At 60.1% G+C, this 13,458-nt stretch carries 16 protein-coding genes; 6 read left to right on the top strand and 10 right to left on the bottom strand.

Features of this window, described 5'->3' with window-relative positions:
- The first annotated feature begins 55 nt into the window (after positions 1–55).
- Positions 56–1,510, top strand: a complete 1,455-nt coding sequence (locus FRT59_RS23390) for a TrkH family potassium uptake protein (protein ID WP_034115714.1) — start codon at positions 56–58, stop codon at positions 1,508–1,510.
- On the opposite strand, the gene FRT59_RS23385 is transcribed toward FRT59_RS23390, so the two are convergent.
- Positions 1,467–2,525, bottom strand: coding sequence for an AraC family transcriptional regulator (locus tag FRT59_RS23385; protein ID WP_153872497.1), 1,059 nt, complete (start codon positions 2,523–2,525; stop codon positions 1,467–1,469). The two genes, FRT59_RS23390 and FRT59_RS23385, sit on opposite strands and share 44 nt — an antisense overlap.
- 160 nt (positions 2,526–2,685) lie before the next feature.
- Here FRT59_RS23385 and FRT59_RS23380 point away from each other — a divergent pair, with 160 nt between their 5' ends.
- Entirely contained in the window at positions 2,686–2,997 is a 312-nt protein-coding gene (locus FRT59_RS23380; protein ID WP_034115716.1) for an Mpo1-like protein, read from the top strand.
- A gap of 10 nt (positions 2,998–3,007) precedes the next feature.
- On the opposite strand, the gene FRT59_RS27035 is transcribed toward FRT59_RS23380, so the two are convergent.
- On the bottom strand, positions 3,008–3,346 hold the full coding sequence (locus FRT59_RS27035; RefSeq protein ID WP_034115717.1) for a hypothetical protein: 339 nt from the start codon (positions 3,344–3,346) through the stop codon (positions 3,008–3,010).
- A 14-nt stretch (positions 3,347–3,360) separates the two neighbouring features.
- On the opposite strand from FRT59_RS27035, the gene FRT59_RS23370 reads away from it, so the two are divergent.
- Positions 3,361–3,543: a hypothetical protein gene (locus tag FRT59_RS23370; protein WP_032879737.1), complete on the top strand. Its 183-nt coding sequence runs from the start codon at positions 3,361–3,363 to the stop codon at positions 3,541–3,543.
- 103 nt (positions 3,544–3,646) lie between these two features.
- A complete protein-coding gene (locus FRT59_RS23365; protein ID WP_153872496.1) occupies positions 3,647–4,843 on the top strand; it encodes an MFS transporter in 1,197 nt (398 codons plus the stop codon).
- On the opposite strand, the gene arfB is transcribed toward FRT59_RS23365, so the two are convergent.
- The 3 genes from arfB to FRT59_RS23350 all read right to left on the bottom strand — a co-directional run bounded on the left by arfB (position 4,840) and on the right by FRT59_RS23350 (position 7,476).
- Positions 4,840–5,253 (bottom strand): alternative ribosome rescue aminoacyl-tRNA hydrolase ArfB, encoded by a 414-nt coding sequence (arfB, locus tag FRT59_RS23360; protein WP_034115719.1) that lies wholly within the window; start codon positions 5,251–5,253, stop codon positions 4,840–4,842. The genes FRT59_RS23365 and arfB overlap by 4 nt on opposite strands.
- A gap of 12 nt (positions 5,254–5,265) precedes the next feature.
- Positions 5,266–5,949 (bottom strand): pentapeptide repeat-containing protein, encoded by a 684-nt coding sequence (locus FRT59_RS23355; protein WP_153872495.1) that lies wholly within the window; start codon positions 5,947–5,949, stop codon positions 5,266–5,268.
- A gap of 105 nt (positions 5,950–6,054) precedes the next feature.
- Positions 6,055–7,476 (bottom strand): amino acid permease, encoded by a 1,422-nt coding sequence (locus FRT59_RS23350; protein ID WP_153872494.1) that lies wholly within the window; start codon positions 7,474–7,476, stop codon positions 6,055–6,057.
- A 648-nt stretch (positions 7,477–8,124) separates the two neighbouring features.
- Between FRT59_RS23350 and FRT59_RS27030 the strand changes: the two genes are divergently transcribed.
- A complete protein-coding gene (locus FRT59_RS27030) occupies positions 8,125–8,262 on the top strand; it encodes a hypothetical protein (protein ID WP_003237751.1) in 138 nt (45 codons plus the stop codon).
- Between the two features lie 73 nt (positions 8,263–8,335).
- A complete protein-coding gene (locus FRT59_RS23345) occupies positions 8,336–9,295 on the top strand; it encodes a CgnE/CgnB domain-containing protein (protein ID WP_153872493.1) in 960 nt (319 codons plus the stop codon).
- 95 nt (positions 9,296–9,390) lie between these two features.
- Here the strand turns inward: FRT59_RS23345 and rluB are convergent, their stop codons facing one another.
- The 5 genes from rluB to FRT59_RS23320 form a co-directional block, all read right to left on the bottom strand.
- On the bottom strand, positions 9,391–10,602 hold the full coding sequence (gene rluB, locus FRT59_RS23340) for a 23S rRNA pseudouridine(2605) synthase RluB (protein ID WP_071484392.1): 1,212 nt from the start codon (positions 10,600–10,602) through the stop codon (positions 9,391–9,393).
- 144 nt (positions 10,603–10,746) lie between these two features.
- Positions 10,747–10,938, bottom strand: coding sequence for a DUF1289 domain-containing protein (locus tag FRT59_RS23335; RefSeq protein ID WP_153872492.1), 192 nt, complete (start codon positions 10,936–10,938; stop codon positions 10,747–10,749).
- Positions 10,939–11,063: 125 nt separating this feature from the next.
- The gene (scpB, locus tag FRT59_RS23330; protein ID WP_034115725.1) at positions 11,064–11,990 is read right to left on the bottom strand and encodes an SMC-Scp complex subunit ScpB; all 927 of its coding nucleotides are present in this window, start codon (positions 11,988–11,990) and stop codon (positions 11,064–11,066) included.
- Positions 11,991–12,002: 12 nt separating this feature from the next.
- Positions 12,003–12,701 carry a segregation and condensation protein A gene (locus FRT59_RS23325; protein WP_178115112.1) on the bottom strand — a complete coding sequence of 233 codons (699 nt, stop codon included), beginning with the start codon at positions 12,699–12,701 and terminating at the stop codon, positions 12,003–12,005.
- 120 nt (positions 12,702–12,821) lie between these two features.
- Positions 12,822–13,451 carry an L-threonylcarbamoyladenylate synthase gene (locus FRT59_RS23320; protein WP_034115727.1) on the bottom strand — a complete coding sequence of 210 codons (630 nt, stop codon included), beginning with the start codon at positions 13,449–13,451 and terminating at the stop codon, positions 12,822–12,824.
- Positions 13,452–13,458: the final 7 nt, after the last annotated feature.

Below are 13,458 nucleotides of genomic sequence, written 5' to 3'. Positions count from 1 at the left end.
ACATGTTCTGCACCGCAGGTAGAATGGCGCCACTCCCCATACCCGAGCGAATTTCATGGCGTTGCCGACCCTACGCATCATCGGTTTCATCATCGGCATCTTCCTGATCACTCTTGCGATCGCCATGGTCATTCCAATGGCCACCCTGGTGATCTTCGAACGTACCAGCGATTTGCCCTCGTTCCTGTGGGCCAGCATGATTACCTTTATCGCGGGCCTGGCCCTGGTCATCCCCGGTCGCCCCGAACATATACACCTGCGCCCCCGGGACATGTACCTGCTGACAGTCAGCAGTTGGGTGGTGGTGTGCATCTTCGCCGCCCTGCCCTTTTTGCTGACCCAGCACATCAGCTACACCGACTCCTTCTTCGAAAGCATGTCGGGCATCACCGCTACTGGCGCCACCGTATTGAGCGGCCTGGACAGCATGTCGCCGGGCATCCTGATGTGGCGTTCGCTGTTGCACTGGCTCGGCGGTATCGGCTTTATCGGCATGGCGGTGGCGATCCTGCCGCTGCTGCGCATCGGTGGCATGCGCCTGTTCCAGACCGAATCCTCGGACCGTTCGGAAAAGGTCATGCCCCGTTCGCACATGGTGGCGCGGCTGATCGTAGCCGCGTATGTGGGCATCACCATCTTAGGCAGCCTGGCATTCTGGTGGGCCGGAATGGGTTTGTTCGATGCGATCAACCACGCGATGTCGGCGATTTCCACCGGTGGGTTTTCCACCTCGGATGAGTCCCTGGCGCACTGGAAACAACCGGCGGTGCACTGGGTCGCGGTGGTGGTGATGATCCTCGGCAGCTTGCCATTCGCCCTGTATGTGGCCACGTTGCGCGGCAACCGTCGGGCACTGATCAAGGACCAGCAGGTGCAAGGTTTGCTCGGCCTGTTGCTCGTGACTTGGCTGGTACTCGGCACCTGGTACTGGTGGACCACCGACTTGCACTGGCTCGATGCTTTGCGCCATGTGGCGCTCAACGTGACGTCAGTAGTGACGACCACCGGCTTTGCACTGGGGGACTACAGCCTGTGGGGCAACTTCTCACTGATGTTGTTCTTCTACCTGGGCTTTATCGGCGGCTGCTCGGGCTCCACGGCCGGCGGTATCAAGATCTTCCGTTTCCAGGTCGCCTATATCCTGCTCAAGGCCAACTTGAACCAACTGATTCACCCACGCGCCGTGATCAAGCAGAAGTACAACGGTCATCGCCTTGACGAAGAAATCGTGCGCTCGATCCTGACCTTTTCGTTCTTCTTCGCCATCACCATCTGCGTGATCGCCCTGGCCTTGTCATTGCTGGGTGTGGACTGGATGACCGCGTTGACCGGCGCCGCCAGTACCGTCTCCGGAGTCGGCCCGGGCCTTGGCGAAACCATCGGCCCGGCCGGCAACTTCGCCACCCTGCCGGATGCGGCCAAGTGGATCCTGTCGCTGGGCATGCTGCTGGGCCGACTGGAGATTATTACGGTGTTTGTGCTGTGTATTCCGGCGTTCTGGCGCCACTGACCGCCGACATTTCCAGCAATCGCGCCCGGTACTCGCCGGGCGTAGCATCGAACCAGCGACGAAACGCGCGGAAAAAGTTGCTCGGGTCGGCAAAACCCAGCAAGTAGGCAATTTCCAGCAAGGTCATGCCTGGCTGCGCTAGATATTGCTCGGCCAGTTCGCGACGGGTGTCATCGAGCAAGGCCTGGAAACTGGTGCCTTCTTCCTGTAAACGCCGCTGCAACGTGCGCTGGGATAGGTGCAGCGTCTGGGCCACCGCTTCGCGCTTGGGTTCGCCCTGAGGCAACAGGCGACACAACACTTGCCGCGCCTTGTGGGTCACGCGGCTTTCGGAAAAGCGCGCCAGGTATTCACCGGCAAAGCGGTCGTGCAACCGCGCCATGGCTTCGTTGGCCGTGGGCAACGGCGCGTCCATGTCGGCTTGCTCGAAGATCAGCGCGTCATAGGGTGCATTGAATTGCAAAGGCGCATGGAACGCCTGTTTGTAAGGCGTCAGGTCCGCCGGTTGATCGCCCTGCAGCAGCACTTTGCGCGGTTGCAGGGTGCGCCCGGTAAGCCAGCCGCACAGGGCCAGGGCGCTGGCCAACGAGGCTTCGGCGCTTTGTCGGGTCGGTGGCAGGTGATCGCCATGGACCGTCAGAATCAACGCATAGCCTTCGGGTAAGAGTCGGAAACTCAAGTCGGCGCTTTCGGCGATGATGCGCTGGTAACGCACCAGTCGCCTAAAACCTTCGGCGAGGGTGTTGCTCGACATCAGGGCATAACCGGCGACATGAAACGAGGCCGGGCGCACCACCTTGCCCATGTTCAGGCCAATTGCCGGGTTGCCCGACACCTCCACCGCACGCTGCCACAGCCGGGTCATGGCGTCCTGAGGGAAACGCGCGTCGGGGTCACTCAGGGCCGCATAATCCAGACCCAGTTGTTTGAACAAGGCACGGCAATCCAGGCCGTCCATTTCCAACGCCTTGACTATCCCCATCGCCCAGCTTGCAGAAGTTGTTCGTTCGCTCATGGCGTCTTCTTGATAAAGCAGGCTCAAACAGCAGCCAGGAAGCCAAGGATACTAAAGTGGCATCTATTGTCACTGGCTGTTACCACTGATCACTCTAGACTCAAATAAGCTCCCCGCCGAACACCTGTTGGGCGGCACAACAACCAGAGGGCCGGTCACCGTGGAAAACGTCAAGAAATTCAACAGCTTTTCCGAATTCTACCCGTACTACCTGAGCGAACACGGCAATAGCACCTGTCGGCGCCTGCACTTTATCGGGACCACTTTGGTGATCGGTATCCTCGCATACGCCGTTGGCAGAGGTTCACTGCTCTTGCTGCTGGCCGTGCCGGTTGCGGGCTACAGCTTTGCCTGGATAGGGCATTTCTTCTTCGAAAAGAACCGCCCGGCGACCTTTCAGCATCCGTTCTACAGCTTGTTGGGGGATTTTGTGATGTACCGCGACATGATTCTGGGCAAGGTGCCCTTCTAGGGGTGTGACGTCATGTCACTTGCGTTTGAACCATGAAAAATTCTGCATACGTGGAGATAAAAGTCTTTTTGTCATTTACGGTGCTGTATCCTGCCAAGGCTTTTTGAGAGCGCGGAATTACCTGCGATTGAAAAAACAGACCTTGCGAGGAGCGACGACGATGCACGAGATACCTAATCTCCCCTTCCCAAGCCTGCACCCAACTGAGCAGCCAACACCGCAGCAGGCCAGCGACAAGCAGCCTGAGGCCAAAGAAGCAAAACCAGTCGACAGCAAAAGCCAGGACTGACGCCGTACCAGACCGTGTGGAAAGCGCACCTTCAAGCGCTTTCCACACTGCCTGAATCATCCGAGACCCCCATCATGACCACTACCCTCCCCGATACGCCGGACGCTGCTGTACTCGACGCTGCCTTGCAGATGGTCGAAGTCTGGAACCGCCTCAGCGCAGACAAGCAAGCGGCACTGCTCAAGCGTTTCGGCACCCAGGAAAACGCCCTGGCGGCCCTGGTGACCACCCAACTGCTGGCCCCCGCCCAGGCCTGATGTGCTCTTGATCTGACGTTTTACATTTTTGCCGCCCTGCCCGGCCTTCGCGCCGGTATCATTAGCAGCCTATCTTTTCCTGCTGCGACAGTGGACCTCTCCCATGCCAGATACCCAGCGCCCCATGGCGGTCACGCTGCAAGTCGTTTCCATCGTGCTGTTTACCTTTATTGGCTACCTGAATATCGGCATTCCCCTGGCCGTATTGCCGGGCTATGTGCATAGCCAATTGGGCTATGGCGCGGTGATTGCCGGGCTGGTGATCAGCGTGCAATACCTGGCTACCCTGCTGAGCCGTCCCTATGCCGGCAAGATCATCGACAACCTGGGCAGCAAGCGCGCGGTACTGATTGGCCTGGTGGGGTGTGGCCTGAGTGGCGTGTTCATGTTGCTCGCGGCGTGGTTTGCCAGCCTGCCGGCCATCAGCGTGGGCAGCCTGTTGATCGGTCGACTGGTGCTGGGCAGCGCTGAAAGCCTGGTGGGCTCGGGTGCAATTGGCTGGGGCATCGGCCGCGTCGGAGCGGCGAATACGGCCAAGGTCATCTCCTGGAACGGTATCGCCAGTTACGGCGCGCTGGCCGTCGGCGCACCGCTGGGGGTGCTGCTGGTCAGCCACTTCGGGCTGTGGAGCATGGGCCTGAGCATTATTCTGCTGGCGGTGGTGGGCGTGCTGTTGGCCTGGAAGAAAGAAGCGGCGCCGATTGTGCCCGGTGTACGTTTACCGTTCATGAATGTACTGGGGCGGGTGCTGCCCCATGGGTGCGCGCTGGCGCTGGGCTCCATCGGCTTTGGCACCATCGCCACCTTTATCACGCTGTACTACAGCACCCAGCAGTGGGATAACGCGGTGTGGGCCTTGAGCTTGTTCGGCGCCAGCTTTATCGGTGCTCGCTTGCTGTTTGGCAATTTGATCAACCGCATTGGCGGCTTTCGGGTCGCGATTGCCTGCCTGTCGGTGGAAGTGCTCGGCCTGCTGTTGTTGTGGCTGGCGCCGGACGCACATCTGGCCTTGGCTGGCGCTGCATTGAGTGGCTTCGGCTTTTCCCTGGTGTTCCCGGCGCTGGGCGTGGAGGCGGTCAATCTGGTGCCAGCCTCCAGCCGTGGCTCGGCGGTGGGCGCCTATTCGCTGTTTATCGACTTGTCGCTGGGCATCACCGGGCCGCTGGCCGGTGCCGTGGCGGCGGGCTTCGGCTTTGCGTCGATCTTCCTGTTCGCCGCCCTGGCCGCGTTCGCTGGCTTGTTGCTGAGTGTGTACTTGTACCGCCAGGCCCCCAAGGCCCGGGAAATACGCGACGCCTAGAAGTCGACCTTGCCGCGCCCGGCCTTGATGCTGCCGCGCTTGGTCTTGGACTCCAGGCGGCGCTTTTTCGAGCCCAGGGTAGGCTTGGTCGGCCGGCGCTTTTTCTCCACCTTGGTGGCGCTCTGGATCAATTCCACCAAGCGTTCCAGCGCATCGGCGCGGTTCTGTTCCTGGGTACGATATTGCTGGGCCTTGAGCACCAGCACGCCTTCGCTGGTGATACGGCTGTCGCGCAACGCCAGCAGGCGCTCCTTGTAGAACTCCGGCAACGACGACGCCGGGATATCAAAACGCAGGTGCACCGCACTCGACACCTTGTTGACGTTCTGCCCGCCGGCGCCCTGGGCACGAATGGCGGTCAGCTCGATCTCGGCATCGGGCAGGTGCACAGTGTTGGAAATTACCAGCATCAATCAAAAACCCTAGGCAACGGACAAGCCCAACTCGGATAACAGCATCGACGCCTGGGCTTTGGAAATCACGGCGCCTTTGAACAGTTTGGCATCATTGAGGCGAAACCCGCTCAAATCTGCACCGCGCAGGTCGGCTCCGGCGAAATTGGCGCCATTGATGCGGGCATGGGCGAGGCTGCAGTCGATCAGTTCAGCCTTGCGAAAGTCTGCATCCGACAAGTCGCTGTCGGAGAAATCCAGATTGTTGAGCACAGTGCGGGCAAACGACAGGCCGGATAAAAAGGCACTGTTAAGCAGGGTTTCGCTGAAGCTCAACCCCAATGACGCGCAATGAGTGAAATTGGCGCCGGTCAGCTTGCACTGGGTGAAATTCGCCTGGGACAGTTTGCTGCGTTGCCAGCGGGTGTTGTTCAAGTCGCAGCCTTTGAACTGCGCCTCCAACAGGTTCGCCGCCTCGAACACGGCCTGGCCGGCGCGGCAGCTTGTCCACTGCGTGCCTTCAAGGCGCGCACCGAGAAAAGACGCCTGGGCCAGGATGCAGCGCTCGAACACCCAATGGTCCAATACCATCCGCGACAGATCGGCCCCACTCAAATCCACCCCAATCAACCGTAACGGCTCGCTGTGCTGGTCGATCAGGTCTTCCAGATCAGAGCGCTGCAAGGTGCCGCCGTCGATATCGGTGTGCTGCATAGGACCTCCGGGCAAGGGTCGACAAAAAACGAGGGGCGAGTCTACCCTGCTCGCGCCCACAAAAAACCCGGCTTGGCGCCGGGTTTTCTGTTTATCGGAAACGGCCTACTCCAAAACCGTCCTCGCTGTGCCCTCGGCGGCTTGTGCCTTGCGTCTGTTCTTGATCCAGTAGCACAACCCCATGAACGCCACCCATACCGGGATCGCGTATACCGAGCGGTCGATGCCGGGGATCATCAACATGGTGCCCAGGATAAACACCACGAACGCCACGCAGAGAATGTTGCCGTACGGGTACCACAGCGCCTTGAACAACGGCACCTGGCCGGTGCGGTTCATGTGCTGGCGGAACTTGAAGTGCGAGAAGCTGATCATCGCCCAGTTGATCACCAACGTGGCCACCACCAGCGACATCAGCAGTTCCAGCGCGTTATGGGGCATCAGGTAGTTCATCAGCACCGCCACCAGGGTGATCGCCGCCGAGGCCAGGATCGAACGCACCGGCACGCCGCGCTTGTCGATCTTCGCCAGGGCCTTCGGTGCGTCGCCCTGCTCGGCCATGCCCAGCAGCATGCGGCTGTTGCAGTAAGTGCCGCTGTTGTACACCGACAGCGCCGCGGTCAGTACCACGAAGTTAAGGATATGCGCAGCGGTGTTGCTGCCCAGCATCGAGAACACCTGCACGAACGGGCTGCCACTGTAGGCATCGCCGGACGCATTGAGGGTCGCCAGCAGGCTGTCCCACGGCGTCAGTGACAGCAGCACCACCAGGGCACCGATGTAGAAAATCAGGATGCGGTAGATCACCTGATTGATCGCCTTGGGGATCACGGTGCGTGGCTGGTCGGCCTCGGCTGCGGTAAAGCCGAGCATTTCCAGGCCGCCGAAGGAGAACATGATGATCGCCATGGCCATCACCAAACCGCCGACGCCGTGGGGGAAGAAGCCGCCGTGGTCCCACAGGTTGCTGACCGAGGCTTGCGGGCCGCCGCTGCCGCTGACCAGCAAGTAACTGCCCAGGGCAATCATGCCGACGATAGCCACCACCTTGATGATGGCGAACCAGAACTCGGCTTCACCGAAGACTTTGACGTTGGCCAGGTTAATCACGTTGATCAGCACGAAGAAGGCCGCCGCAGAGACCCAGGTCGGAATTTCCGGCCACCAGTAGTGCACGTATTTGCCGACGGCGGTCAGCTCCGACATGCCCACCAGGATGTACAGGATCCAGCAGTTCCAGCCCGACAGGAAGCCGGCGAAGCCGCCCCAGTACTTGTGGGCAAAGTGGCTGAAGGAACCGGCGACCGGCTCTTCGACAATCATTTCGCCAAGCTGGCGCATGATCATGAAGGCGATAAAGCCGCAGATGGCATAGCCCAGGATCATCGACGGGCCGGCGGACTTGAGCACCCCGGCCGAGCCCAGGAACAGGCCGGTGCCGATGGCGCCACCGAGGGCGATCAACTGGATATGCCGATTTTTCAGGCCGCGTTTCAGCTCGCCTGAAGAGGAATGGGGTCCACTCATGAAAAGGGTCTCACGCAAGGTTTGAGGAGGTTGAATGCAGGTTGCTGCCTTGAATTACCGACTCAAGCAGCGCCGCTCAAACCCCAGCGCAGGCACCAGGAGTACAGCGTCTTTCTAACGGTCATGCGTCACCTGTTTGTTTTTATCTGTGACGAAATCGAACCCGTCCGGCTCGTGGCCAGGCGGAGTGATCAGGGGAAACAAACCCTGGGGTCTTGGCCTTTTGCGTGGGTACGCAAGGGGGGTCACAGTAAAACGCGGCGCATTGTACACCGCTCGACCGCTTCGGGCCGAGCCCACAAAGCAGCTAAGACAAACTGTCAGACATTCCTTACGCCGCTGCCATGACTAATGGCAGCTGGACATTATCGTAAATTTATCGTTACACCACGGAAAACCTGCGTTACAGGTAGCTTTTATCGTCAGCCAACAGAAAATTGTCGGTGGGACGTTTCCGAAGAATCGGTTCAGCCAATTCGCTGTTTTGCTTGAATAAAAAAACCGTCGAAAAAACAGAAGAAAAAATCCAAATGAAACCGTGTCAATAAATTTTTTGCATTTCGAAACACTCTCTTCTAGGTTCTTTCCACTTGCTTGCGAAGCCCGCGGGCAAGCCGTTCTCAAACAACGTCCTCTAGGAGATCCACCATGCAAGCACTGGAAAAAGACCTGGAAACCGAACTGCAACTTGACGATTGGTTTGAAGCGCCGACCCATGAGGCCGCCGTTGAAATGATGCAAGCCGATGCCGTTGTGCCTTTCGGCACTGCGATGTGGCCTTTCTAACACCCGGCAGGCATCCGGCAGGTGCTGTGCACGGCACCTGCCCCCTTACCCAAGGCACAGAAGGACACCCGTCATGGACAAGGCCCGCGCCGTCGAACACTTTCTCTACTACCTCGCACACCACCCGGCCCTCAGCGGCCTGAGTCGCCCCACCGTGCTGCTGGGCCACACCGAACGCTACGACGCCATCGCCCAGGCAATCACCCACGGCAGCGCCGCCCGCTTCAACTTCCAGTTGCAACGCCTGGACCTGGCTCCCAGCGAAGCCCTGGTGCAAGCCATCGAAGCCTGTGACCTGTACCTGTTTCTCTACGACTCCTCCACCCTGCCTAACCCACGCGCCGAAGGCCCGGACTTTATCCGCGCCCTGCAAGGGGTGATGGCTGAGCATTGGAAGAAATCCCTGCTGTTCAAGGATTATGGCGACTATTTCTACGACACCTTCAGCGTCGAACCGCAACGCATCGCCGACCTCAACGCCACCCTGATCCGGCGTATGTCCCAAGCCAATGTGCTGAGCTTTACCGACAAGCACGGCTCGCGCCTGGAAGCGCCGATGAGCAGCATCAAGAAGTGGACCAATATCAATGGCGTCGGCAACCACGACCTCGCCCCCGGCGAAATCGCCACCCACAGCGAAGCCATCAACGGCCAGGTGCGATTTGTCGGCACCTTTCTTAGCACCATTCCGTTTGCGCGCAAATACGGCGTGCTGCAATCACCGCTGGAGTTGTGGATAGAGAACTCGACCATTTGCAGCGTGGCCAGCGACGTGCCGGGGCTGGCGGATGATTTCAACAAGTACCTGAATGCCAACCCGTCCAACCGTCGTGTGGAGGAACTGGGGATTGGTACCAATGAAGGGGTCAAGGATTTGTATGCACGCAACGCCGGGTTCGAGGAGCGCCACTGCGGGTTGCACCTGGGCCTGGGCGGTGGGCAGAAAGGCAGTCATCACTTGGATTTGATCTTTGCCAGTGGGGTGTTGGCGCTGGATGACAAGCCGGTGTTTGATGGCTCCTTTGCCTTCTGAACACAGGGCTCGAAAACACAGTTGATTGCATTTCAAATTTAGATCAAAAAAAACGCCAACCCTGAGGTTGGCGTTTTTGTGTAGCACTTAAAGCATCACTGCGGCTTCTTGCGACCAAAGCCCGGACGCTGGCCGGAACCGGCCGGTGCGCCGCGGCGCTTGCCCGACGGCTCGTCCGCGACCAGTTTCGGCCCAGGGCGCTTGTTAGCGGCCGGCTTGGCCGGACGCTTGGTGCTGGCGTTGTCAGCTGGACGATCGGCTTCACCACGGTTGCTGCGACCACCCGCCGGGGCTGGGCGTGGTGTGCGTGGAGCACGGTCGCCTTCCTGACGGGACGGCGCGGTTGGGCGACGCTCGCCTTCGATCTGCGGCTCACGGGAGATACGCCCGCCAGTGGCCGGTGCATTCAGCGCAGGGCGCAGCGTGCGGGCCACGCGCTCGGTACGCGCTACCGGGCGCGAGGATTTACGCTGCATACGCTCAAGCTTGTCTTTGCTCTTGGCGTTCATCTGCGGCATGGCGACGGGCGTCAGGCCAACTTCGGCGCTGAGGATGTCGACTTCGTACTGGCTCATTTCGCGCCAGCGGCCCATCGGCAGGTCGGAGTTCAGGAACACCGGGCCGAAACGCACGCGTTTCAGGCGGCTGACCACCAGGCCCTGGGACTCCCACAAGCGACGCACTTCACGGTTACGGCCTTCCATCACCACGCAGTGGTACCAGTGGTTGAAACCTTCACCACCTGGCGCCTGCTTGATGTCGGTGAACTTGGCCGGGCCGTCTTCCAGCACCACGCCCGCCTTGAGGCGTTCGATCATCTCGTCATCGACTTCACCACGTACACGCACGGCGTATTCACGGTCCATCTCGTAGGACGGGTGCATCAGGCGGTTGGCCAGTTCACCGTCAGTGGTGAACATCAGCAAGCCGGTGGTGTTGATGTCCAGACGGCCGATGTTGATCCAGCGGCCTTCTTTGGGCTTGGGCATCTTGTCGAACACGGTCGGACGGCCTTCCGGGTCGTCACGGGTGCAGATCTCGCCATCGGGCTTGTTGTACATGATCACGCGGCGTACCGATTCGGCGGCCTCTTCACGCTTGATGACCTTGCCATCAATGGTGATTGCATCGTGCAAGTCAACGCGTTGGCCGAGGGTGGCCTCGACGCCGTTGACCTTGATGCGCTTCTGGGTGATCCAGGCTTCGACGTCGCGGCGCGAACCCACGCCGATACGCGCCAGCACCTTTTGCAGTTTTTCGCCTGCTGGGCCGATTTCCTGGCTGTCGTTCTGGTCTTTGTCGTTCATCTTAAGCACCTCCCGGTGGGTCGATTCAGGCGTGGCCTGAAGAGTGTTGAAAGCGGGGCCTTGGACGAAGAGGTCGCCAAGGGGTCGCGAATCATACGCGCATGGCGCGTGTTGCGCATCACAGACTAGTCGATAAGCGCCAAGTCATTTGCTTTTCCGCCGACCGGTGGCACCCAGGGCCAGCAAGCGCAGCTCGGCTTCGGCCAATACCGTGCGCTTGTCGACTTTATCGAGTTTCTTCCAGGCGCGGATTTCACGCTTGCTGCGCCCGCAGCCGATGCAGATGTCATCGCTGAATTTGCAGATGCTGATGCACGGGTCTTTGGTGGAGCTCATGGTTTCTCCCAGGCAATGGGGATCAAATGTGGGAGGGGGCTTGCTCCCGATAGCGGCGTGTCAGCAACCTATGCATCAACTGACCCACTGCCATCGGGAGCAAGCCCCCTCCTACATTGACCGCATCAATCTTCGAATTCGCGGCGCTCCGCCTCAATAGCTTCGGCCAACGCCCGGGCTTCGTCTTCTTCGTCGCTCAGCGGTGGCTGTTCTAGGGCAGCGACAGCGGCCAGGAGTTTTTCCCGGGCTTGGGCCACGCCGAGGATATCTTCCTCGGCTTCTGCTTCGACTTCAGGCTCAACTTCAACGTTCACTTGGGTTTCAGGTTCAGCCGCGCCGTCACGCAGCAAGTCGTCGAAATCGGTCTTGAGCCCCTGCTCCATATCGTCCAGCTCAAGCAGCAAGGTATGGAAACTGGTTTCATCCTTGGGCTCTTCAGGCTCGGCGCTGGCGTCGGCCAGTTCCTGCAGGCTGGCCGGGACCGGCGCGTCGTCGAAGTCCAGCACCGGCTCGGCTTCCATTTCGCGCAGTTCGGCCAGGGGCGGCAGGTCGTCTAGGTTTTTCAGGTTGAAATGGTCGAGGAACACCTTGGTGGTGGCGAACATTGCCGGTTTGCCCGGCACGTCGCGGTAGCCGACGATACGGATCCACTCGCGCTCCAGCAGGGTCTTGACTATATGGCTGTTGACCGCCACGCCACGCACATCTTCGATTTCGCCACGGGTGATCGGCTGGCGATAGGCGATCAGCGCCATGGTCTCCAGCATCGCTCGGGAATAACGCTGCGGGCGTTCTTCCCACAACCGGCCGACCCACGGCGAAAATTTCTCACGAATCTGCAGACGATAACCCGACGCCACTTCGCGCAATTCAAAGGCGCGGCCGTCGCAGGATTTGCGCAGGATCTCCAGGGCCTTCTTGAATACCGGCGGCTCCGGGCGCTCGGCTTCCTCGAAGAGTTCGAACAAGCGCTCCAGGGATTGCGGTTTACCCGAGGCCAGGAGAAAGGCTTCCAGCAAGGGTGCCAGTTCGCGGGGTTCAGTCAGATTCATCGATTCAGCTCTTTATTCGGCTCGCGCCCGCACGTGGATAGCCGCAAAAGGCTCATTCTGGACCAGCTCCACCAAGGACTCCTTGACCAGTTCAAGGATCGCCATAAAGGTCACCACGACCCCAAGTCGCCCCTCCTCGGCGGTGAACAGCTCGACAAACGGCACAAAACCACCGCCCTTGAGACGCTCCAGCACATCGCTCATGCGCTCGCGGGTGGACAGCGCCTCACGGCTGACCTGATGGTGTTCAAACATGTCGCCACGGCGCAGTACTTCGGCCATGGACATCAGCAATTCTTCCAGGCTCACATCCGGCAGCAATTTGCGCGCACGCGCTTCGGGCGCATCGAGCTTGGGCACCACCACATCACGGCCCACACGGCTCAGGCCGTCGATGCCTTCGGCAGCGGCCTTGAAGCGCTCGTATTCCTGCAGGCGACGGATCAGCTCGGCGCGCGGGTCATCCTCTTCGGCTTCCACCGTTTCCGAGCGCGGCAACAGCATGCGCGACTTGATCTCGGCGAGCATGGCGGCCATCACCAGGTACTCGGCGGCCAGTTCCAGGCGCACCGACTGCATCAGCTCGACGTAGCCCATGTACTGGCGGGTGATTTCCGCCACGGGGATGTCGAGGATATTGATGTTCTGCTTGCGAATCAGGTACAGCAGCAAGTCCAGCGGGCCTTCAAAGGCTTCAAGAAACACCTCCAGGGCATCCGGCGGGATGTACAGGTCCAGGGGCATTTCCATGACCGCCTGGCCATACACCATGGCAAACGGCAGTTCCTGCTGGGCGCCGGCCTGGGGATCAGCGGTTTCCACGACCGACATTCAGGCCTCGACCATGAACGGGGTCGGATCGCCGCAACCCACGCGCACCACCTCCGGTTCGCCGTCGGCGAGGTTGATCACGGTGGAGGCCTTGTTGCCGCCGTAGCCGCCGTCGATGATCAGGTCGACGTGCTTTTCCAGCAGGCGCCGCATTTCGTAAGGGTCGTACAGCGGCTCGGTTTCACCCGGCAGAATCAACGACACGCTCATCAGCGGTTCACCCAGTTCAGCCAGCAGCGCCAGGGCTATCGGGTGTTCCGGCACACGCAGGCCGATGGTACGTTTCTTCGGGTGCAGCAACAGGCGCGGCACTTCGCGGGTGGCGTTGAGAATGAAGGTATAGGGCCCCGGCGTGTGGGCCTTGAGCAGGCGGAAGGTACCGGTGTCGACCTTGGCGAACAGCCCCAGTTGGGACAAGTCGCTGCAAATCAGCGCGAAGTTGTGCTTGTCGTCCAACTGGCGCAGGCGCCTTACGCGCTCGACCGCGCCCTTGTCGCCGATCTGACAACCAATGGCATAGGACGAATCAGTCGGGTAGATCACCACGCCGCCGGCACGGATGATCTCCACGGCCTGTTTGATCAGGCGCGCTTGAGGGTTTTCCGGATGAATCTGGAAGAATTGACTCACGTGTTCT

The organism is Pseudomonas haemolytica (genome assembly GCF_009659625.1).
GTDB lineage: Bacteria > Pseudomonadota > Gammaproteobacteria > Pseudomonadales > Pseudomonadaceae > Aquipseudomonas > Aquipseudomonas haemolytica.
The sequence above is the reverse complement of the archived record's forward strand: the minus strand, read 5'-3'. Positions and strand labels throughout refer to the sequence as shown.